A 23,245-nucleotide genomic window follows, 5' to 3' on the forward strand; every position below is an offset into this window, starting at 1 on the left:
CGAAAAGCGCATCATGACCAAACGGTTATCAGGTATCCAATGCCTCACAAAGCGAATTCAAGTTCACGCTGTTCAAAAACTCTTCGGCGATGGTATTCAGCTCATTGGTTTTGAGCACCAGAGCATCACTGGCGTTAAGTGCCTGCCGTAGGTAGTCATCCTGAATAGATTTCTCAAGCTCTTCATTTCTGATTGCAAACATCATGGCATTCAGTTCTTCTGGTGAGGATGGGTCATGAGCGCCATACCTGTTGCTATTCCAGCATCCATCTATGTGGGCATCGCCCCAGCAATAGGTCAGGCAACCGCCTTTCAGGTGTGTCACTTCATACAGATAATGACTGAAGGCCTGCTTAAGCGCCACCACACATTTGTTTTTTAAATCATTTATGAGATCTACCTCCCCTGAAGATAACCTGAGAGGCTCCACGATGGATTGGTAGCTTCCTAAGATATCAGACCTTTTTTTCCTATATTCCTCTCTATGATTTGGTGATCCCACGCTGTAGTCTCTGTCCAATGCAAACAGAGCCAGATCGAGTTCTTTTTTTCTTGCCATAAATTGACTGCTTTTTTCCAACAAATGTTTCAGGTCTGAGCGGTTCTCAGCGATTCGTTGTAATAGGGCTGCGACCTTTTTATCCATCACTTTCAAGCCGGATATCCAGTCAGGCTTCCCTATGATAATCACCGGACGGTGGTTCGCTTTGCCCGAGATTAATTTCGGAAATGCAGGATGGTGAACCAGCATTCGTTCTATATTCGCAATGCCCTCGGGTTGGTCCGTCCAAGCGTTGCGTACAGATGAGGTGAGAATGTTTTTTTCCAGAGATGGCGATAAACCATGATGACAACGAGTGACAAAAAAGGCCCCTAATTTACTTGTTTGGAAGGAATGGTAAGCCCTTTGCCATGTCTGGCTATCTTTCTCTCTGAAGAATAATTTCTTATACCACTTTTTCAGTAAATGGCTGGCTTTAACCTTCAGTTCATCGACACCTTGCAGACGAACCAATAGCTTATGGTGTTCATGGGCCTCTACGATCTGGCCTGCATAGGTCGGCGGTATATCCAGCCAACCCGATGCCAGGGCTTCCCTGGCAAAGTCAATAACTGCGGGGGTCAGATCAATATCACTCAGAATACTCAGCATCAGGATTAACCAGTCCTCAGGTTCTGATGAGCCATGAATAATCATTTTTGAGTGCAATAACTTGAGGGGTTCAGTGACCTGATTTCTATCACTGTTGGACAAGATGTGTTTGACTGCCTTCAACATCGGGCCTTTTTTGCTAAAGACAATACAAATCAACTCCACTTCGTCAAAGTCTAATGCTTTTGTTTCCAGCGACACTAATATTGAGACACCCATGGAAAAGCCGGTTAAATCTTTTGTCTGCCAGAGTTTCTTTACTATTTCGAAAATATCTGGAAGGGTTTCCGGCGATTCACAGCCTGCCTCAAGGGCCTTGTTCAGTTCTTCAGGACTTGTTCCGCAGGCTTCAGCCAGAGTTTGCTGTTGTGCTAAATCAGCACCTTTCAGACGCCCATTCAGCAGATCTCTGGTCTTCTTTAATTCAGTGCCAGAAACACTGACTCTTTTGGTGTCCTGGAACTCAGGGAGGATTTCTGTTACCTCGACAGGCGCTCCGCCCAAATCCACCGATTTCCAGGTTTGGCCACCGTCCAGCGAACACTCTGCAAAGGCATGGGTATCATTGGATATTTGTCGGCATGGAATGCCAAAATAACGACATAAAGCAATAAAAACAGGCACACGATGACGACAGCTGCCTTGTCGGCGTGTTATCAGGAAGTGAAAGAAATTTTTATTGCGCTTTGGTACAGCAACACCGGAAAAGTCTTCGCAATAATCCTGGATTGCCCTAATGCGCTGCTCCGTGTCTTCAGCCTTTGCTATTTTCTGCAAAGGTTTCCTTACTTTGGATGCCTGTTTCTCAATCTTCTGAAACACGTCGTCCAGTACTGTTTTCATACCCTGGCAACAGTGGGCGTCAAAACGTCTTGATTGTGCTGGCCGGACTTTTTCAGCCGATGTTTTTTTGCCCACTTCTCTGGGTTCTACGACATAAGCAAATTTAATGCTCTGGTCGGCTTTGGCTTCTGGAATAAATAGTGTGTGTATGCCGGTATATCGGTCCCTGAGCAGTGTAAATGCCAGATGGGGTTCTATGCGCAGTGCCACGATGTAGTCCTTAACTGTCAGGCTGGGCAATATAAATTGACCATTTTTTGATGACATGTAAAAGGTAGCCAGTGTTTGGTCGCTGGCTAATGTCACTTCCCGGCCATGCTCTGGTAACCGTGCAGGTATGATGACTTCGACTCCCTGCATGTGTTTATCATTAATACTGATCCTTTTGATTTTGCCCTCAGGTGATACATAAATATCCTCTGCCAATGACCGATAAATCCCGGGGAAATGGTCCGGGTCATCAAAAATTATATAATCGTCAAGTTGTCGCTCGCTCTCTTTCTCATTCTCATAGTCCGTTCTTCGGTCCAATACCGGAGCCTCTTTCTCATGGACTTCCGGAATGTATTTTTCTGGAGTGCTATCACAGTAAACAGTCAACGCTTTATTAACAGGTTGTGTCTCGAGGTTCGCTCTCTGATCCAATGCCGGAGCTTGCACCTCGTGGACTTGTGGCGGAACTTTATCACTACTGGTGGTCAAGACTTCGTTAACAGGTTGTGGCGCAGGCTCCGTTCTCTGATCCAATGCCCAAGCCTGTTTCTCGTGGACTTGTGGCTTGTCTTGTTCAGGAGCCTGATCACCACCAATAGCGGATGCTTCGTTGATAAAATCGTCTGCCAGATGGTTCAGCAGATTACTGATCTGATACCAGAACACAGGCCACCATTGAACTTCATCGGCTTTCCACGCCCCTATCTGCTGATCAGCGGCCTGAAGATAAGGCTGGTTAGCAGACATTTTCAGCGTTTGTTGCTGTTCTTCCGTCAGGGGAAATACGCTGTTAACGTCTACGTTCGTCCGGCCAAAATGATTGCTAAACCAGCGTTGCTGCCAGTGTCGGTAGAGTGCCCCGGTAAGAATATCGTCCGACTCGTCCGGCTTCAGGGGAAGGCCTGATGACTGCCACTTTGCCTGAGCCACACTTTTGATGATTTCCGTTCTGACTTCCTTTTCATCCCGCTGAGTGTTAACAAGGATTTCATGTTTTTTTTCATCAACACTGTTGAGATGACTGCTTCGTATCAACCACGGACGATCAATGCCCGATACCGTTTCATTGAACCAACGGCAAAGTCCGGAATCAAATTCACTTTTCTCCATGGCAAGAGCCGAAGACTCGGGCAGTTCCTCCAGCGATAGGTTGGCAGCCATCAGGTAAAGCCGGTAGTGCTGATTGAGGCATTGATGAACGGCTTTTTCGCTCAAATCACCACCTCTGTTTATAGCCCTGGCAACATTCTGTAAATCAAGGCTGGTCGGTTGTAATGGCAGTTTTTTGCTTTGCAGGTGAGCCCTTAAACGACAATGTTTTTCTGTTAGCATCTCAGCGGCGAATGTTCCTTGTGACGACTCTGGCAACACTTTCGCGGCAATGGTCTGTAATTCGGTCGCTTTGTACTGCCGGATGGGCAAATGTCGAAAACGCCCTTTCAGGGCCGGTGATAAGGGTTTTCGCCCGCTGTACTCAGGTGGGTTGATGGTGGCAAAGAGGTGAAAACCCGGATGGGCGTCTCCGGCCAGAATATCGTTTAACTCACCTTCCAGATGCTGGCTGTCGATCAGGTTCATTTCCGAAATCACCACGATGCCGCCTTCAATTTTGGCCTTCCGGATCTTTTCACACAGTTTGTCCCAGGAACAATCACAGGCATTCAGGTAATAGACTTCCGGCATCAATTCTTGCCGTTGTTCAGCCTGCTTTTTGACACTTTCAATCACCAGGTTCAGCGTGGCATCTTTACCCCGCCCCGCCGGACCTTCAATCAGTGTTGCCTGACGGCCGCCGTGTTTTCTGTCGTGATGATGAGCCTGCTGAGAGCGGCTTAAATCCTGTCCAAGCCGCTGCGCCAGTTCACGGACTGCCGATCCGGAGGTATCAAAGTCCGGTCGGATTTCTCGCGTGACTGTACTGAAGTTCTGCTGAATATCTGACAGGGTCTTGTTACGAACTCTGTCGCTCAGGGTGTTCTCCGCCTTGTAACGGGCAGCAAACCAGATTTCCAGTGCCGACAGGGCATCCCGTTGCGTTTCGGTGATTTCCGGCCCCAGTACATCCCGAAAACTGTGTTGTATCAAACTGTTTATTTGCCCACAGGTCACACTGCCAAGAGCGGGCTGAGCACAGTCGAGATACCAACCCACCCAACTGCAGATGTCCGTTAAATCCCTGGGGGTAAACTCATGCTCGGGCAGCAGTTCCTGATAATGTTGCCAGAGTGTCATCACACTTTTGCTGGCACTGTGTGCAATGTCGTTTATTTGATGCTTTGTCAGATGCTCTTGTAAGTGATTGACCAGAGCCGGTTCCACCACCCTGTCTCTGAGAAAAGCCTGATCCAGGCGTGGGTAGTAAGCTCTGGGCAATTTCTCTTTCAGGGCCGGGTCGAGTTGGCGCCCGGCATAATGATCCGGGTTACCGGTAAGAATCACCCGGTGTTTTTCGCTGACCTTGACAGGATGACCATTCACATAGATGCAGGGTTGTGGTTCCCATAAGCCGTTCAATGATGCCAGTAATCCGGCTTGGGTCAGGTTGGCTTCATCCAGCACTAAAGTGATGTACTCTCCGTCTTTGTCGGATTTGGTCTTGGCCCACTCTATCAATGCCCGGTTTTGCTCCACCATAGAGCGGTCGCCATCAGCGTATTGTTGCCACTGCCAGCGTTTCATCAGGGTCTGTTCGCTGTCGGAAGGTCCAAGGGAAATGACTGAAGCCTGTCCCGAAGCCTTGGCCATTTTGGCAGAAAAGTAACTTTTCCCGGTGCCGGTTTCCCCTTGCAGGAAGATAACGGGAGAGTCGGTAAGCCGGTCATGAAGTCGGGATAATCGTCGGCTTTCACGATCTTTCTGACTTATCTCGCTGTGATAAAGATCCCCGGCCAGTGCTGACAGGGGATTGTCTGTGGAGCCTGCCCATATAAGTGATTCAGCCAGTCGGTGTTCAATGCGTTCAATGCCTTCTGCCTCAGAATTCGCTGTTATGGCTTTATCAAGACAATCGGTGGCCAGAGCCTCAATGGCATCGGATCGCGTCTGCTCTGGTGGCAAACGTAACTGCCAGCCAGAAGCCAGTGCATCCTGCAAACGTTTAATTTGTCTTGATGGCCTGATGGTTAACGGTGGATAGCGTTTCGCTGCCTCCGGATCGACTTTCAACTGATACGCCATGGCCTGACGAAGTTCATCAGGCAAAGGGGCCACAATCAGGGCACAGAGCTTGTCCAGAAAATTTTCCTTATGCCAAACGGAAACTGGTTCTTCATAGGACAACAGTAATCCTTTAGATTTACCGTTCTTGAATGCTGTCAGATCAATGGCTCTGGCCAATGGCCACAGGTTCTGCTCCAAAAACGCTCTATTCAACTGCGGGGCACTGTCGATGATGGCCGTTAACTGATCCGGGTCTACCGAGATAGGCTGATCCTTATCCGGCGTCCTATCCGGTAACAAGCTCCGGCAAGCCACTTTCATAAAATCCCTCACGGGTGGATTCTGCCGGGTGCCATGGGTGATGACGCTATTAATGGCCCTGCGCCAGTGGCGGGGTAAAAGCGATGAGGACTGATCAACCTGTTGTGCCCGCCGGGCAGCCATTATCAGGTTATTCAATAAGCCTTCGTTCAATTCAGGCAGAGGGTTACAAAGGTCGGCAGGTACGGTTTTAAACGCCTGATAAAGTTTATTAAGCGCTTGTTCTGGCAGCTCAGCCCGGGGGATTTCATGCCTGTCGGCATTGACAGCCCAGAGATCAACCTCGGGACAGGGTTCACCCTCGGCGACCAGCGAATGCAAGACCGGAGACGGACTTTTCGCAGACTCAGGCCAGAGTAAGGTGACACAAGCCTGTGGGTAGGCTTGTAATTGACCGTTCACCAACAAAGGTTGCCCAATAAACAGGGGCTCCAGAAGCTGCTGAAGCCTTGGGTTATGCTCGAGTCCCCGGAATACAATCGGTTCGCCAGCGCTCAATGCCTCCTGCAATTTACTCGGCTGTCGCCCAAAATGCGCCTGTTGTTCCGAAGTGATATGGATATTATCAAAGAGCTGACTGAAGCCGGTCTGTTCGCTGACCTGAATGACCAAAGGGGCTTCCTGCTGATTATTTAGCCAATGACTTGTCTGGGTATGTTGCTGATAAGTAACGGTATTAAAAGTGGCTTGATCTGTGATTGGCTGTTCATTGTTTTCTGTCAATCCCAGTGCTTTTGGTTGCTGTCTTGAATCAGTCACCTGAAGCCGGGGCTCCAGGCCGGTCGTCTCGCGAATCGTCTGCAGTGAACCCAGCAAATGAAACCAGTGTGCCTCAGTGAGGGTAGACGTTACGGTGACTACACCACCTGCCCGAATTTGTTCCAACAGACTGGTATTAGGGATTGCATAGCCTTCCGGGGCAATGGCAATCGGGCTCAGCCACTCCCTGACATTACTCTGGTTAATGATGATCGGGTTTGCTGATGCCTGGGCTTTATCAAGTTCCTGGTCACCTTCTTCATTATCAGAGTGAGACAGACTTTGGAACAGTGTATGAAGCTCTTCATTGCCTAACGGCATCTTATAAAACTGAACATCGTCGGGTAATGGACAGATCTTCCCGTTGCTCTCAAAACACTGTTGCGCCAGCATCTGTCGAACCGTCTGTTCAAAGGCCAGATCCTGCCAATTGGCGCCTTTCAGAATCACCCGTTGTCCGGCCTTTAACGACTCAAGCTTGCCGGGGATGTGTCGGATTCGCCCTTGTTGATCCACTCCGGGGCCACCCAGCAATAACTGCCGCCAGCTGCTGTGCAAGTGGCAGTTAATAAGAAGGGTATTTTCGTCATCCATAGCACTTTCGGCAGAGGGGAGTTCAGCCAATAACTGAACCTCGTCGATATCCATTAATGAGGCATTGCCGGTCGTTTCGTTGAACTGCCAGGTATTGCCCGGTCGATTAATTCGCCGCCAGAAATCAGCACCGGGTGCCTCGGCCCCCGATGCCTTGTCACGTCGGCCAACTGATGCCAACTGTGCAGGGTCTGCCAACACCAATAGCGAAACATGCTCACCCAAAGGACGTTTTTTGTTGCTGACTTTGTCGTACAGGCAGGGGTTATCCGGGTCCAGTAAATCGTTAAACTTTGGCAGTTCTTCACCGGTGAGTTTTCGAATATCTATCACCAGTGTTAATGGCTGAGAACTTTCAAAGAGCTTGCCTGAACGCAGAGTGTGGCGACCCTCTTCGGAAATACTCAACCGGCTAACCAGATTAGCCTCTGAGAGGTCGTCGGGGTGGGATATAACAGTAACATCCTGATGTTTATCGCAGGTCCTGGCAATCAGAAGTTGTCGAACCTCATCATCACTGGCGACAAAACGAAAATCGAAGGCATGAGGAGCCTTTTGGAGCGACGAATCCGTTGCGGATACGATTCTCGTTTTGTCAGGCAGGCCTCTCGAAGTTGGCGATATATTGAGTCTGGCAGTTACACCGGTGACCTCAGCAATCTCTGGTTTTAAATCCAGCTTTGCTCTTTTGGGTGGTATGCCGCCATCAGGCTTTTCAGTCTTAAAAACAGGGTTGTTTGTTTTTCCATTGATCTGACCATCCATAGCCAATCTCCTCTACTGCTTTCCTTTGCAGGAGTGTTATGAAACTGTATTACTGTTTGACCTTAAAATAGGATTAAAGTTCCATTTGGACAGTTGCCTGTAACATTGAAGGAAGTCAACGACCTCGAAAAACTCTATGATCAGACATCCAATGAGTCCGACATCGAATTCAGGTTCACGCTGCTCAAAAACTCTTCGGCAATGGTTGTCAAATCATCGGACCTCAGTACCAGGGCGTCACTGGCGTTGTGTGCCTCCCTTAAGCGAGCGTCCTGAAAAGATTTCAGAAACCCGGGAGAGCTATCAATTGTGATCATCATGGCATACAGCTCTTCTGGTGAGGATGGATCGTGAGTGCCATATTCCTTAAACATGAAACTTCTGTCGGAAGTGTCGGCCCAACAATAGGTTAAGCAACCGCCTTTCGAGTGCGTTATTCCATACAGGTAATGACTGAAGGCCTGTAGAATTGCCCGTTCGCATTTGTCTTTTACATAAGGCAAAAGATCTTGAGCCTGAGAGGTTACTGGTTTGTCGCAGTTTTTATCATAATTGTGAATATCCGATTCTTTCAGAGCATTGCCAAATGGTGTTTGCGCTGACTTATTTTGATGGATTTTTTCCAATATCTGCTTCAAGTTTGGGCTGTTCTCAACGATTAGTTGAAACAGGGCTTCGACCTTTTCATTAATCATCGTGTTTTGCCAGGAAGGCTGCCCCATGATAATCACCGGCCGGTGGCTCGCCTTGCCCGAGATTAAATTCGGAAACGCGGGATGGTGCACCAGCATTCGTTCTATATTCGGAACGCCTTCAGGCTTGTCCGTCCAGGCGGCGTTTAACGATGAGCTGGCGATGTCACCCTCAAGGGATGACGAAAACCCACCATGACAGTGAGTGACCAACATGGCATCACTTTCTCTATTCTGGAAATTGTGAAAAACCAAACGCCAAGTCTGGCTATTTTTTTCTCTGGACAACAATTCCCTGTACCACTTTTTCAGGCAATTAGCAGCTTCAATCTTCAGTTCATCGACGCGTTCCAGATTTATCAATAGCTGATGATGATCAACAGCCTTTATATGACACTCAAGGTATTCCGGTTGTGGGTCCAGCCAACCTGATTTCAGGGCTTCAAGAGCAAAGTGAATAACTGAGGGCCTGGCCAAGTCACTGCATTTCAGTATCTGCTCCACGACACTCAACCAAATCAGAGGACCTGTTTCCCACCGAACAATCATTTTTGAGTACAATAACTTGAGTAGTTCGGTGACCTGATCTTTATCACAGTTGGACAATAGTCGTCTGACTGTCCATGATATCGGATATAAATCACCTCCGACCAAACGCTTTTCGTAATGGCCCCATTCTTTTGTCTCCAGTGACTCCAGCAATGAGACCCCCATGGAAAAACTGGTTAGACCTTTTTCATCCCAAAGTCTCTCGACTATTCCAGGAAAAAATAGATTGTTTTCAGGCAATGCACTGTATCTCTCAAGGGCTTTGTTCAGTTCCTCCAGACTCATGCGACAGGCTTTAGCCAGAGTTTGCTGTTGTGCTGAATCAGCCACTTTTAGGAAATCTTTCAGGAGCTCCTTAATTTTCCTGGACCTGGTGCTGGAATCAACGTCGTTCATGACGGGCTGGAAATGCGGTCTGACTTTTTTTAAATGTGCAGGTGCCCCGCTCAAACTCACTGATTTCCAGGTTTGGCCCTTATCCCCGGAATACTCGGCATAGCTGTGGATATAACTATTCATTTGCCGACATGGAATCCCAAAATAACGGCAAAAAGCTACAAAAACAGCCACACGATGACGACAGCTACCTTGCCGCTGTGTGACCAAAAAATGAAAAAAATTGCCCTTGCTTATTGGTTTGGCATCACCGGAAAACAGTCGGCAATACCCCTTGATTGCCATAATTCGTTGTTTCGTGTTTTTAGCGGTTTTTATTGCCCGCAAAGACTCATACACTTCGGAGGGTTGTTGGTCCATGGTCTTAAACAGTTTGCCCAGTACTGTTTTTATACCTTCTGAACAACGGGTGTCCAAATGTGTTGATCCATCTGGTCGGGTTCGTTTAGCAGCTGTTTTTTTGCCCAGCTTTCTGGTTTCTACGACATAAGTCGTTCTAATGTTCTGTTTGGCTGTGGCCCCATGAACAGTCAGTGTGTGAAGCCCGGTATATTGGTCCCTGATCAGCGTGAATGGCCAATCGGGCTCTATACGCAGGGCCACGATATAGTCGTCAGCTGTTAGACTGGGCAATATAACTTGACCATTCTTCGATGACCATTCAAGGGTTCCCAGCGATTGATTGCTGGCTAATGTCAATTGCTGGTCACGCCCCGGTAACCGTTCAGGTGTAAGGGTTTCGAAACCCTCAATGTGTCTATCACTAATGTCGATCAGTTCGATATCACCCTTAGCTGACACATCAATATCCTCTGCCCGGCAGCGATACATATGAGACTTTCTGTGCTTATCAAAGACTCTATAGTCGGTACGTTCTGGTTTCTCCACGCTCTCATAGTTCGTTTCCCTGCTCAATAATCGAGACCCTTTTTTGTAGACTTTGAGAATGTGTTTTTCAGGAGCCTTATCATTACCAATAGTCAATGTTTCTTTACCAGGTCGCGGCTCATGGTTCGTTCTCTGATCCAATGCCGGAGCCTGTTTCTCCTGGACGTGCAGCAGGTCTTTTTCAGAATTCTCAGCCCAATGGTTCAGCTGGCCACCTATCTGATACCAAAACGCAGGACACCATTGAGCAGTATTGGAATTCCATTCGCGTGTCAGCTGGTCAGCCTCGTGAAAATAAGATTGGTTAGCTGGCATGTTCAGTGATTGTTTCTCTTCTTTCGTCAGGGGAAATACGCTGTTAGCGTCCACACCTGTCTGGCCAAACTCATGATTAAACCAGCGTTGCTGCCAGTGTCGGTAAAGTGCCCGGGTGAGCATACCGTTCGACTGATCCGGCTTCAGTGAAAGACCTGATGCCCGCCACCTGGCCTGAGCTGTCATCTTGATGATTTCTGTTTTGGTTTCCTCTTCAGTCAGACGAGCTGCATAACGAATTTCATGGTGTTTTTCATCAATAGTGTTGCGATCACTGCGTCGTATCGACCACGGACGATCAATGCCCGATACCCGGTTGAACCATTCGCAAAGTTCGGAATCAAACTCACTTTTACCTATGGCAGTAACTGATGACTCTGGCAGTTGCTCCAGCGATATGTTGGCGGCCATCAGAAAAAGCCGGTAGTGCTGATTGAGGCATTGATGAACGGCTTTTTCGGTCAAATCACCCCCTCTGTTAACAGCCCTGGCGACATTCTGTAAATCAAGGCCGGTCGGTTGTAATGGCAGTTTTTTGCTTTGCAGTTGAGCCCTTAAAAGACAATGTTTTTCTGTTAGCATCTTGGCGACGAATGTCCCTTCTGAGGAATCTGGCAATACTTTCCCGGCAATGGTCTGCAATTCTGCAGGGTTGTACTGCCGGATGGGCAAATGTCGGAAACGCCCTTTCAGCGCCGGTGATAAGGGTTTGCGCCCGCTGTATTCAGGCGGGTTGATGGTGGCAAACAGGTGGAAACCCGGATGGGCTTCACCGGCCAGAATATCGTTTAACTCACCTTCCAGATGCTGGCTGTCGATCAGATTCATTTCCGAAATCACCACAATGCCGCCTGCCACTTTTGCCTTCTGGATCGTTTCACACACTTTGTCCCAGGAACAATCACAGGCATTCAGGTAAAAGACTTCCGGCATGGATTCTCCCCGTCGCTCAGTCTCCTGTCTGACACTTTCAATCACCAGGCTCAGCGTGGCATCTTTACCCCGTCCTGCCGGGCCTTCGATCAGTGTTGCCTGACGGCCGCCGTGTTTTATCTTGCGATGATAAGCCTGCTGACAGCGGCTTAAATCCTGTCCAAGCCATTGCGCCAGTTCACGGACTGCCGATCCGGAGGTATCAAAATCTGGTCGGATTTCTCTGGTGACTGTACTGAAGGTCTGCTGCATATTTGACAGGGTCTTGATACGAAGACTGTCGCTCAGGGTGTTCTCCGGTTGGTAACGGGCAGCAAACCAGATTTCCAGTGCTGACCAGGCATCCTGATAAGTCTCGCTGATTTCGGGACCCAGTACATCCCGAAAACTTTGTTGGATCAAACTGTTTATTTGCTCACCGGTAACAGGGTTATCAGCGGGCAGCGCACGATCCAGATACCAGCCCACCCAACTGCAGATATCCGTTAAATCTCTGGGGGTAAACTCATGCTCGGGCAACAGTTCCTGATAATATTGCCACAATGCCATCACGCTTTTGGTGGCACTGTGTGCAATGTTGTTTATTCGGGGCCCCTGCAGATGCCTCAGTAACTGATTGATCAGAGCTGGTTCCACCACCCTGTCCCGCAGGAAAGCCTGGTCCAGGCGGGGGTAGTAAGCTATGGGCAGTTTCTCCTTCAGTGCCGCGTCCAGCTGGCGCCCGGCATAATGATCCGGATTACCGGTGAGAATCACCCGGTGTTTTGTGCTGACCTTGACAGGATGACCATTCACATAAACGCAGGGTTCTGGTTCCCATAAGCCGTTCAATGACGCCAGCAATCCGTCTTTGGCCAGATTGGCTTCATCCAGAATCAGGGTGATATAGTTTCCTCCAACACAGCCTCCGTCTTTGCCGGATTTGGTATTGGCCCATTCCATCAATGCCCGGTTTTGCTCCGCCATAGAGCGGTCGCCGTCAGGGTGTTGTTGCCACTGCCAGCGTTTCATCAGGGTCCGTTCACTGTCAGAAGGTCCAAGGGAGATCACCGAAGCCTGCCCTGAATCCTTCGCCATTTTGGCAGAAAAGTAGCTTTTTCCGGCGCCGGTTTCCCCCTGCAGGAAGATAACGGGAGAGTCTGTAAGTCGGTCATGGAGTCGCGATAATCGACGACTTTCGCGATCCTTCTGACTCATCTCGCCGTGATAAAGATCATGGGCCAGTGCTGACATGGGGTTATCAACGGAACCTTTCCATTCCAGTGAGTCAGACAGTCGATTTTCTACGTGTTCAATGCCTGTCGCGTCAGAATTTGCTGTTGCGGCAATATAAAAACAATCGGTAGCCAGATCGTGAATGGCGTCGGATCGGGTCTGCCCGGGCGGCAATAGTAAATGCCAGCCAGAAGCCAGTGCATCTTGCAAACGTTTAATCTGTCTGGTTGGCCTGATGGCTAACGATTGACAGAGCTCTGCTTCCTCCGGATCGATTTCCAACTGATACGCCATTGCATCTCGTTGTGCTTCAGGCGCATGGGCCAGGATCATGGCACAGAGCCTGTTCAGAGCTTCGTCTTTATCATCCAGTTGAGATGGTCTTTCATAAGACAGTTGAAGTCCTTCAAATTCGGTGTCCTCAAATATCACCGGGTCAAAGGCTCTGGCCAGTTGCCAAAAGTTCTGCTTCACAAACTTTCTATCCAACGCCAGAGCACTGTTGATGGTGGCATTTAAGCGGTCCGGGTCGATTGAAGCGGTTTGATCCTCATCAGGCAATAACTGCCAACAAGCCACTTTCATAAAATCACGCACGGGCGGATGCTGCCGAGTGCCATGGGTGATGACGCTATTGATGGCCTTGCGCCAGTGGCAGGGCAGGAGCTGCGGGGACTGATCAACCTGTTGTGCCCGACGGGCAGCCAGCATCAGGTTATTCAACAAACCACTGGTTATTTCAGGCAGAGGATTACAAAGGTGAGCAGGTACGGTTTTAAACGCCTGATAAAGTTTATTAAGCGCTTGTTCTGGCAGCTCAGCCCGGGGGATTTCATGCCTGTCGGCATTGACAGCCCAGAGATCAACCTCGGGACAGGGTTCACCCTTGGCGACCAGCGAATGCAAGACCGGAGACGGACTTTTCGCAGACTCAGGCCAGAGTAAGGTGACACAAGCCTGTGGGTAGGCTTGTAATTGACCGTTCACCAACAAAGGTTGCCCAATAAACAGGGGCTCCAGAAGCTGCTGAAGCCTTGGGTTATGCTCGAGTCCCCGGAATACAATCGGTTCGCCAGCGCTCAATGCCTCCTGCAATTTACTCGGCTGTCGCCCAAAATGCGCCTGTTGTTCCGAAGTGATATGGATATTATCAAAGAGCTGACTAAAGCCGGTCTGTTCGCTGACCTGAATGACCAAAGGGGCTTCCTGCTGATTATTTAGCCAATGACTTTTCTGGGTATGTTGCTGATAAGTAACGGTATTAAAAGTGGCGTGATCTGTGATTGGCTGTTCATTGTTTTCTGTCAATCCCAGTGCTTTTGGTTGCTGTCTTGAATCAGTCACCTGAAGCCGGGGCTCCAGGCCGGTCGTCTCGCGAATCGTCTGCAGTGAACCCAGCAAATGAAACCAGTGTGCCTCAGTGAGGGTAGACGTTACGGTGACAGCACCACCTGCCCGAATTTGTTCCAACAGACTGGTATTAGGGATTGCATAGCCTTCCGGGGCAATGGCAATCGGGCTCAGCCACTCCCTGATATTACTCTGGTTAATGATGATCGGGTTTGCTGATGCCTGGGCTTTATCAAGTTCCTGGTCACCTTCTTCATTATCAGAGTGAGACAGACTTTGGAACAGTGTATGAAGCTCTTCATTGCCTAACGGCATCTTATAAAACTGAACATCGTCGGGTAATGGACAGATCTTCCCGTTGCTCTCAAAACACTGTTGCGCCAGCATCTGTCGAACCGTCTGTTCAAAGGCCAGATCCTGCCAATTCGCGCCTTTCAGAATCACCCGTTGTCCGGCCTTTAACGACTCAAGCTTGCCGGGGATGTGTCGGATTCGCCCTTGTTGATCCACTCCGGGGCCACCCAGCAATAACTGACGCCAGCTGCTGTGCAAGTGGCAGTTAATAAGAAGGGTATTTTCGTCATCCATAGCACTTTCGGCAGAGGGGAGTTCAGCCAATAACTGAACCTCGTCGATATCCATTAATGAGGCATTGCCGGTCGTTTCGTTGAACTGCCAGGTATTGCCCGGTCGATTAATTCGCCGCCAGAAATCAGCACCGGGTGCCTTGTCACGTCGGCCAACTGATGCCAACTGTGCAGGGTCTGCCAACACCAATAGCGAAACATGCTCGCCCAAAGGACGTTTTTTGTTGCTGACTTTGTCGTACAGGCAGGGGTTATCCGGGTCCAGTAGATCGTTAAACTTTGGCAGTTCTTCGCTGGTGAGTTGTCGAATATCTATTACCAGTATTAATGGCTGTGAACTTTCAAAGAGCTTGCCAGAGCTCAGAGTGTGGCGACCCTCTTCGGAAATACTCAACCGGCTCACCAGATTAGCCTGTGAGAGGTCGTCGGGGTGGGAAATAACAGTAACATCCTGATGTTTATCGCAGGTCCTGGCAATCAGAAGTTGTCGAACCTCATCATCACTGGCGACAAAACGAAAATCGAAGGCATGAGGAGCCTTTTGGAGCGACGAATCCGTTGCGGATACGATTCTCGTTTTGTCAGGCAGGCCTCTCGAAGTTGGCGATATATTGAGTCTGGCAGTTACACCGGTGACCTCAGCAATCTCTGGTTTTAAATCCAGCTTTGCTCTTTTGGGTGGTATGCCGCCATCAGGCTTTTCAGTCTTAAAAACAGGGTTGTTTGTTTTTCCATTGATCTGACCATCCATAGCCAATCTCCTCTACTGCTTTCCTTTGCAGGAGTGTTATGAAACTGTATTACTGTTTGACCTTAAAATAGGATTAAAGTTCCATTTGGACAGTTGCCTGTAACATTGAAGGAAGTCAACGACCTCTAAAAACTCATCGTGACCAGATTATGATCAGATATCCAATGAGTCCGACATCGAATTCAGGTTCACGCTGCTCAAAAACTCTTCGGCAATGGTTGTCAGCGTATCGGACCTCAGCACCAGGGCGTCACTGGCGTTTTGTGCCTGTCGCAAGTAGGCGTCCTTAACAAGTTTCTCTTTATGTCTAAAGCGACAAATATCAGACATCATGGCAAACAGCTCTTCTGGTGAGGATGGATCATGAGCGCCATAGCAAAAGTTATTGCTGTCATGGTTCATGCGAGAAAGCATGATAGTGTCAAGCCAACAATACGTTAAGCGACCGCCTTTTGACTGTGTCACTTCGTACAGATAATGACTGAAGGCATGTCTGATCGCTTGCTTGCATTTGTTTGTGAAGTCATCAAGAATTTTTTTCTCCTTATTCGACACCTTGAGGGGGGGCAGAGTCTGATTGGCTTTTTTCAATATCTGCTTAAACTCCGGCCTGTTCTCTGATTTTCGTTGCAGCAGGGCTTGAACCTTTTCCTCAATTGCAATTTCGCCCCAGTCGGGGCAACCGATAATAATCACCGGACGGTCTTTATCCCTGCTCGGGTTTAACTGTGAAAAAGCAGGCTGTTGCACCAGCATTCGTTCTATATCAGGAATGCCCTCAGGATTGTTCGTCCAGACGTCTTGTATAGAACGATGGGCCATCTGATTTTCAAGGGATGACGAAAACCCGTCATGGCAATGAGTGACGAACAAGGTATCACGTTCTTGCCTCTGGTAGTGTTCATAATTCAAACGCCACACGCTACTGTGTTTTTCCCTGGACAACAATGCGTCATACCACTTTCTCAGACAGTGGGTGGCTTTAACCTTCAGTTCATCGATGCCTTCCAGAGCTTCCAATAGCCTGTGATGTTCAAAGGCACCGATAATATTTCTGTGATAATTTGGCACTGGATCCAGCCAACCCGATTCCATGGCTTTAAGTGCAAAGTGAATAACCGACGGTTTGGTCCGTTCGCTCTGATTCAATATAGACACCATTGATCTCAACCACTTGTTAGGATTTGCTCCGCCCTGAATAATCATTCTTGAGTACAATGACTCGAGTTGTTCAGTGACCTGATCTTCATCATTGTCGAGCAAGATTTGTATGACTGCCTCCGACATCGGTTCATAGTCGCGATTCCTCCTGTACGATTCGTCGATTTGCACAGAATCGAATTCATACCTCGCGTCTATGAGGCCTTTTAACGGAGCCTTCGACATCGGTTTATCATTATGACTTTTACTGTTCTCATCCTGATCGTCGCGAGTCAGGGTACCGAGCAATTTCTTCTCGTCATTGCTCAACGCTTTTGTCTCTGATAACGCTGAGACACCCATGGCAAAACTGGTTAAATTTTTTTCTCCCCAAAGTTTTTTTACTATCTCGAAAATGCTTGGAATGCTTTCTGGCAATGCACTGTTTGTCAGAAAATATTTGCTCAGTTTCTCGGGGCTCGTATTCATGGCTCTGGCCAGCGTTTGCTGTTGTGATAAATCTGCCCCTTGCAGGAGATTCTTAATTGTTTTTAACGCAGCACTGGAACTTTGCAACGTTTTGGTGCGCTGAAATTTTGGTATCACTTTTGTGTCCTTTGTGGGCGCCCCGCCCAAATCCACTGACAGCCAGGTTTGGCCTCTATCCACTGAACACTCGGCAAAGGCGTGGGTATGGTTAGACATTTGCCGACATGGAATCCCGAAATAACGGCAAAGAGCGACAAAAACAGGCGCACGATGACGGCAACGCCCTTGCCGCTGTGTTACCAGGAATTTAAAGAAATTCTCCCCGCGCTTTGGTTTAGTCACCCCGGAAAACTGTCGGCAATACTCCTTGATTGCCCGAACGCGTTCGGTCATGTCTCGAGCGTTTGCAATTTTTCGCAAAGGCTCCCGTATTTCGGGTGGTTGTTGGTCAATGTTTGTAAACAGTCCATTCAGCACTTTTTTCATCCCTTTTGAACAGCGGGTGTGAAACCATATCGATCGTTTTGAGCGAGCTTCTTTAGTCGATGCTTCCAAGTCCGGTTCTCTGGATTCTACGACATAAGAAATTTGAATACGCCGCCCCTTAGCTTTGGCCTTTGGAATAAACAGCGTGTGAAGCCCGGTATATTTGTCTCTTTTCAGGGTATATGGCAAATCGGGTTCTATACGCAGAGCCACGATATAGTCATCAGGCGTCAGGCTGGGCAATTTATATTCATCATCCTTTGATGACATCTTGAGGGTCGCCAGGGTTTGATTGCTGGCTAAGATCAATTCCTGATCACGCCCTGGTAAAGGGTCAGGTGTGAGAGTTTCAACCCCCAGGAAGTGCAGGTCATTAATATCGACCGTTCTAATATTACCCGTGTCAGACACACAAACATCACTTGCCCGCCAACGGTACATATGGGAAGGATGGTGCTGAGTTTTAAAAACTATTTCATCCTTAATTCGTGGCTTCTCCTCGCACTCATAGTCCGTGTCCTGTTTCAGGCCTATGAAATCTTTCTCGGAGAGTTCCTCGATGAATTTTTCATGAGCCTCATCAGCATTGATAGCTGAGGCTTTGTTAGCATAATCGCTCACCTGATGGTTGGGCAGATCACTTATCTGGTACCAAAACGCAGACCCGTATTGAACTGCATTGGCGTTCCATGTGCTCATCCGCTGATCAACTTCCTGAAGACAAGACCGGTAAGCGGGTAATTTTAGCGTTTTTTTCTCTTCTTCCGTCAGGGGAAATACGCTATTGGCGTCAATGCCCGTCTTGTCAAACTTACGATCAAACCAGCTTTGCTGCCAGTGTCGGTACAGTGCCCGGGTGAGAGCATTGTCCGACGGGTCCGGATTCAGGGAAAGACCGAATGCCTGCCATTGTGACTGAGCGACCATCCTGATGATTTCTGTTTTGGTTTTTTTTCCAGTCAGACCGGTCTTGAAACAAATCCCATGGTGTTTTTCATCAATACTGTTGCGATCACTGCGTCGTATCAACCATGGACGACTAATGCCCGATACCCTTTCGTTGAGCCATTTGCAAAGTCCGGAATCAAGTGCTCCTTTACCCATGACAAGAGCCGGTGACTTCGGCAGTTCCTCCAGCGACAGGTTGGCAGCCATCAGGTAAAGCCGGTAGTGCTGATTGAGGCATTGACGAAGTGCTTTTTCGCTAAAATTGCCTCCTCTTTTGACAGCCATGGCGACATTCTGTAAATCGCGGCTGGTGGGCTGTAACGGCAGGTCTTTGCGTTGCAGGCAGGCCCTTAAACGACAATGTTTTTCAGTCAGCCATTTAGCGACGAATTTCCCTTTTGGGGAGTTTGGCAACACTTTCTTGGCAATGTTCTGCAATTCTGTCGAGTTATACTGGCGGATCGGCAAATGCCGAAAACGTCCTTTCAGCGCCGGTGATAAGGGTTTTCGCCCGCTGTACTCAGGTGGGTTGATGGTGGCAAACAGGTGGAAACCCGGATGGGCGTCACCGGCCAGAATATCGTTTAACTCACCTTCCAGATGCTGGCTGTCGATCAGATTCATTTCCGAAATCACCACGATGCCGCCTTCCACTTTTGCTTTCTGGATCGCTTCACACACTTTATCCCAGGAACAATCACAGGCATTCAGGAGAGAGACCTCTGGCATGGATTCTTGCCGTTGCCTGGCCTGCTGTCTGACACTTTCAATCATCAGGTTCAGCGTGGCATCCTTACCCCGCCCGGCTGGGCCTTCAATCAACGTCGCTTGTCGTCCGCCGTGTTTTCTGTCGTGATGATAAGCCTGCTGACAGCGGCTTAAATCCTGTCCCAGCCCTTGCACCAGTTCAATGACTGCCGATCCGGAGGTATCAAACTCAGGTTGGAATTTTTTGGTGTATGCTCCGAAGTCTCGCTGAATATCTGGCAGGGTGTAGTTATGAACTTTGTCGCGCAGGGTGTTGTCCTGTTGGTAACGGGCAGCAAACCAGACTTCCAGTGCCGTGAGGGCATCCTGTTGAGTCTCGCTGATTTCAGGACCCAGCACATCCCGGAAACTCTGCCGGATCAAACTGTTCATTTGCTCACAGCTAACACTGTCGCCTTCCGACAACGCACGATCCAGATACCAGCCCACCCAACTGCAGATATCCGTTAAATCCCTGGGAGTAAACTCATGCTCGGGCAACAGCTCCTGATAATATTGCCACAGAGCCATCAGGCTCTTGGTGGCACTGCGTGCAATGTCGTTTATTTGCTGCTCCGGCAGATGCCGTTGTGATAAATGATTGACCAGAGCCGGTTCCACCACCCTGTCCTCAAGGAAAGCCTGATCCAGGCGTGGGTAATAAGCCCTGGGCAGTTTCTCTTTCAGGGCCGGATCGAGCTGGCGCCCGGAGTAATGATCCGAATTGCCGGTGAGAATCACCCGGTGTTTTGGGCTGACCGGAACAGGGTGACCATTGACATAGATGCAAGGCTTTGGCTCCCATAAGCCGTTCAATGACGCCAGTAATCCGGTTTTAGCCAGGTTGGCTTCATCCAGAACCAGAGTAATGTATTCTCCATCTGTGTCCTCTGGGATAGTAGCCCATTCCATCAGAGTCCGGTTTTGTTGCATCATAGAGCGGTCGCCATCGGTATGCTCCCGCCACTGCCAGCGTTTCATCAGGGTCTGTTCGCTGTCGGAAGGTCCAAGGGAAATGACCTTAGCCTGTCCTGAAGCCTCTGCCATCTTTGCTGAAAAGTAACTTTTCCCGGTGCCGGTTTCTCCTTGCAGAAATATAACGGGAGAGTCCGTAAGCCGGTCATGAAGTCGCGATAATCGACGACTTTCACGATCTTTCTGACTTATCTTGCCGTGATAAAGATCCCGGGCCAGTGCTGACAGGGGCATATCAGCGGAACCCTGCCATTTCAGTGATTCAGACAGTCGATTTTCAATACGTTCAATGCGCTCTGCCTCGGAATTCGTTGTTCTGGCCATGTGGAAACAATCGGTGGCCAGAGCCTGAATGGCATCGGATCGGATCTGCCCTTGTGACAAAGGTAAATGCCAGCCGCAAGCCAGTCCGTCCTGCAAACGTTTGATCTGTCTTTCTGGCCTGATGGTTAACGATGAATATTGCTCTGTTGCCTTCGGATCAACTTCCAACTGACAGGCTATGGTCTGTCGTTGTTGTTCAGGCGCATGAGCCAGGATCATGGCACAGAGCCTGTCCAGAGCTTTTTTGTCAGCCGATTGTGGAAACGGACTTTTATAGGACAGTTGTAATTCGGTACCTTTAAATACTGCCGGGTCAAAGGCTCGGGCCAGTGGCCACAGGTTCTGCTCCACAAACTCTCTATCCAAATGCCGGGCACTGTTGATGATGGCAGTTAACTGATCCGGGTCTACCGAGGCGGCCTGACCCTCTTGCGGCTTCTGATGAGCATCTGGCGTGTTATCCGGTAACAATTGCCAACAAGCCACTTTCATAAAATCACGCACGGATGGATTTTGCCGGGTGCCATGGGTGATGACGCTATTGATGGCTTTGCGCCAGTGGCGGGGTAAAAGCTGTTGGGACTGGTCCACCTGTTTTGCCCGCCGGGCAGCCAGTATCAGATTATTCAACAACCCTTCGGTGATTTCAGGCAGAGCATTACAAAGGCCAACAGGTACGGTTTTAAACGCTTCGTAAAGTTTATCAAGTGCTTGTTCTGGTACCTCGGTACGGGTAATACCGTGCCTGGAGGCGCTGATACCCCAAAGATCAACCTTGGAACACGGCTTACCCCTGGCAATCATTGCACGAAATACCGAAGACGGGCTTTTTGCAGAATCAGGCCAGAGTATTGTGACATGAGCTTTTGGGTAGGCCTGCAATTGGCCATTCACTAGCAGAGGTTGTCCCACAACCAGAGGTTCCAGAAGCTGCTGAAGCCTTGGATTACTCTCCAGTCCCCGAACAACAACCGGCGTGCCAGCGATTAATGCCTCCTGCAATTTACTCTGAAGTCGTCCAAAATGGGCCTTTTGTTCCGAGGTGATATGGATATTATCAAATAGCTCACTGAAGCTGGTTTGTTCATTGACCTGAATAACCAGAGGTGCTCCCCGCTGATTATTCAGCCAATGACTTGCCTGGGCATGTTGCTGATAAGTGAAGGTATTAAAAGCAGCATGATCTTTAACTTTTTTCTGTGGCTGTTGGCTCCCGGGCAAAGGGTGCTCATCGTTTTTTGTCAATCCCAGGGCATTCGGCTGCTTTTTCCAATGCGCCACCTGAAGTCGGGGCTCCAGACCAGTCGTTTCGCGAATAGTCTGCAGTGAGCCCAGTAAACAAAACCATTCTGCCTGAGTGAGGGGAGACGTTACGGTGACGGTACCACCCGCCCGAACTTGCTCCAACAGACAGGTGTTAGGGGTGGCATAGCCTCCGGGAGCAATTGCAATGGGGCTCAGCCAATCCGTGATATTATTCTCGTTAATGATGATCGGGTTTCGTGGTGCGTGCTTTTTATCAAGTCCTTTGTCATCTTCTTTATAAGAGTGAGACAGGCTTTGGTACAATGAATGAAGCTCGTCCTTCCCTACCGGCATCTGATAAAACTGAACATTGTCGGGTAACTGACAAATCTTGCCGTTGCTCTCGAAGCTCTGTTGCGCCAACATCTGTCGAATCGTCTGTTCAAAGGCCAGATCATCCCAGTTGGCGCCTTTCAGAATCACTCGTTGTCCGGCCTTTAATGACTCAAGTCTGCCGGGCAGGTGCCGGATTCGCCCTTTTTCATCCACTCCGGGGCCGCCCAGAAGCAACTGTCGCCAGTGGCTGTGCAGGTGACAGTCAATAACAAGGGTATTGTCGTTATCCATGGTGCTCTCAGCGGGAGAGAATTCAGCCAATACCGGAGGAACACTGTCGATGTTTATTGCCCGGGCATTGCCGGTCTGAGCATCGAAATGCCAGGAATTGCCCGGTCGATTAATTCGCCGCCAGAAATCAGCCCCCGGAACGTCGACCGCCGGAGCGCCTTCACACTGGCCAACTGATGCCAACTGTGCAGGGTCTGCCAGCACCAATAGAGAGACATGGTCGCCCAGAAGGCGTTTCTCCTGAGTGACTTTGTCGTACAGACAAGGGTTATCTGGGTCCAGTAGATCGTTAAATTTGGGCAGTTCTTCACCGGTGAGTTTTCGAATATCTATCACCAGTGTCAATGGCTGTGAACTTTCAAAGAGCCTGCCTGAACGCAGAGTGTGGCGACCCTCTTCGGAAATACTCAACCGGCTCACCAGATTAGCCTGTGAGAGATCGTCGGGGTGGGAAATAACAGTTACATCCTGATGTTTATCGCAGGTCCTGGCAATCAGAAGTTGTCGAACCTCATCATCACTGGCGACAAAACAAAAATCGAAGGAATGAGTAGACTTTTGGAGCGACGAATCCGTTGTGGATACGGTTCTCGTTTTGTCAGGCAGGCCTCTCGAAGTTGGCGATATATTGAGTCTGGCAGTCACACCGGTGACCTCTGCAATCTCTGGTTTTAAATCCAGCTTTGCTCTTTTGGATGGTATGCCGCCATCAGGCTTTTCAGTCTTAAAAACAGGGTTGTTTGTTTTTCCATTGATCTGACCATCCATAGCCAATCTCCTC

Annotated in this window: 3 protein-coding genes; all 3 read right to left on the bottom strand. The window is 49.1% G+C overall.

Features of this window, described 5'->3' with window-relative positions; genetic code table 11:
* Positions 1-28: 28 nt before the first annotated feature.
* The 3 genes from ACO6VG_RS02060 to ACO6VG_RS02070 all read right to left on the bottom strand — a co-directional run bounded on the left by ACO6VG_RS02060 (position 29) and on the right by ACO6VG_RS02070 (position 23,232).
* Positions 29-7,807 (bottom strand): AAA family ATPase, encoded by a 7,779-nt coding sequence (locus ACO6VG_RS02060; RefSeq protein ID WP_422472451.1) that lies wholly within the window; start codon positions 7,805-7,807, stop codon positions 29-31.
* Between the two features lie 140 nt (positions 7,808-7,947).
* Positions 7,948-15,483, bottom strand: coding sequence for an AAA family ATPase (locus ACO6VG_RS02065; protein ID WP_422472453.1), 7,536 nt, complete (start codon positions 15,481-15,483; stop codon positions 7,948-7,950).
* Between the two features lie 153 nt (positions 15,484-15,636).
* Positions 15,637-23,232, bottom strand: a complete 7,596-nt coding sequence (locus ACO6VG_RS02070; RefSeq protein ID WP_422472455.1) for an AAA family ATPase — start codon at positions 23,230-23,232, stop codon at positions 15,637-15,639.
* Between the last annotated feature and the right edge of the window lie 13 nt (positions 23,233-23,245).

The organism is Endozoicomonas sp. ALB032 (assembly GCF_049310125.1).
GTDB lineage: Bacteria > Pseudomonadota > Gammaproteobacteria > Pseudomonadales > Endozoicomonadaceae > Endozoicomonas_A.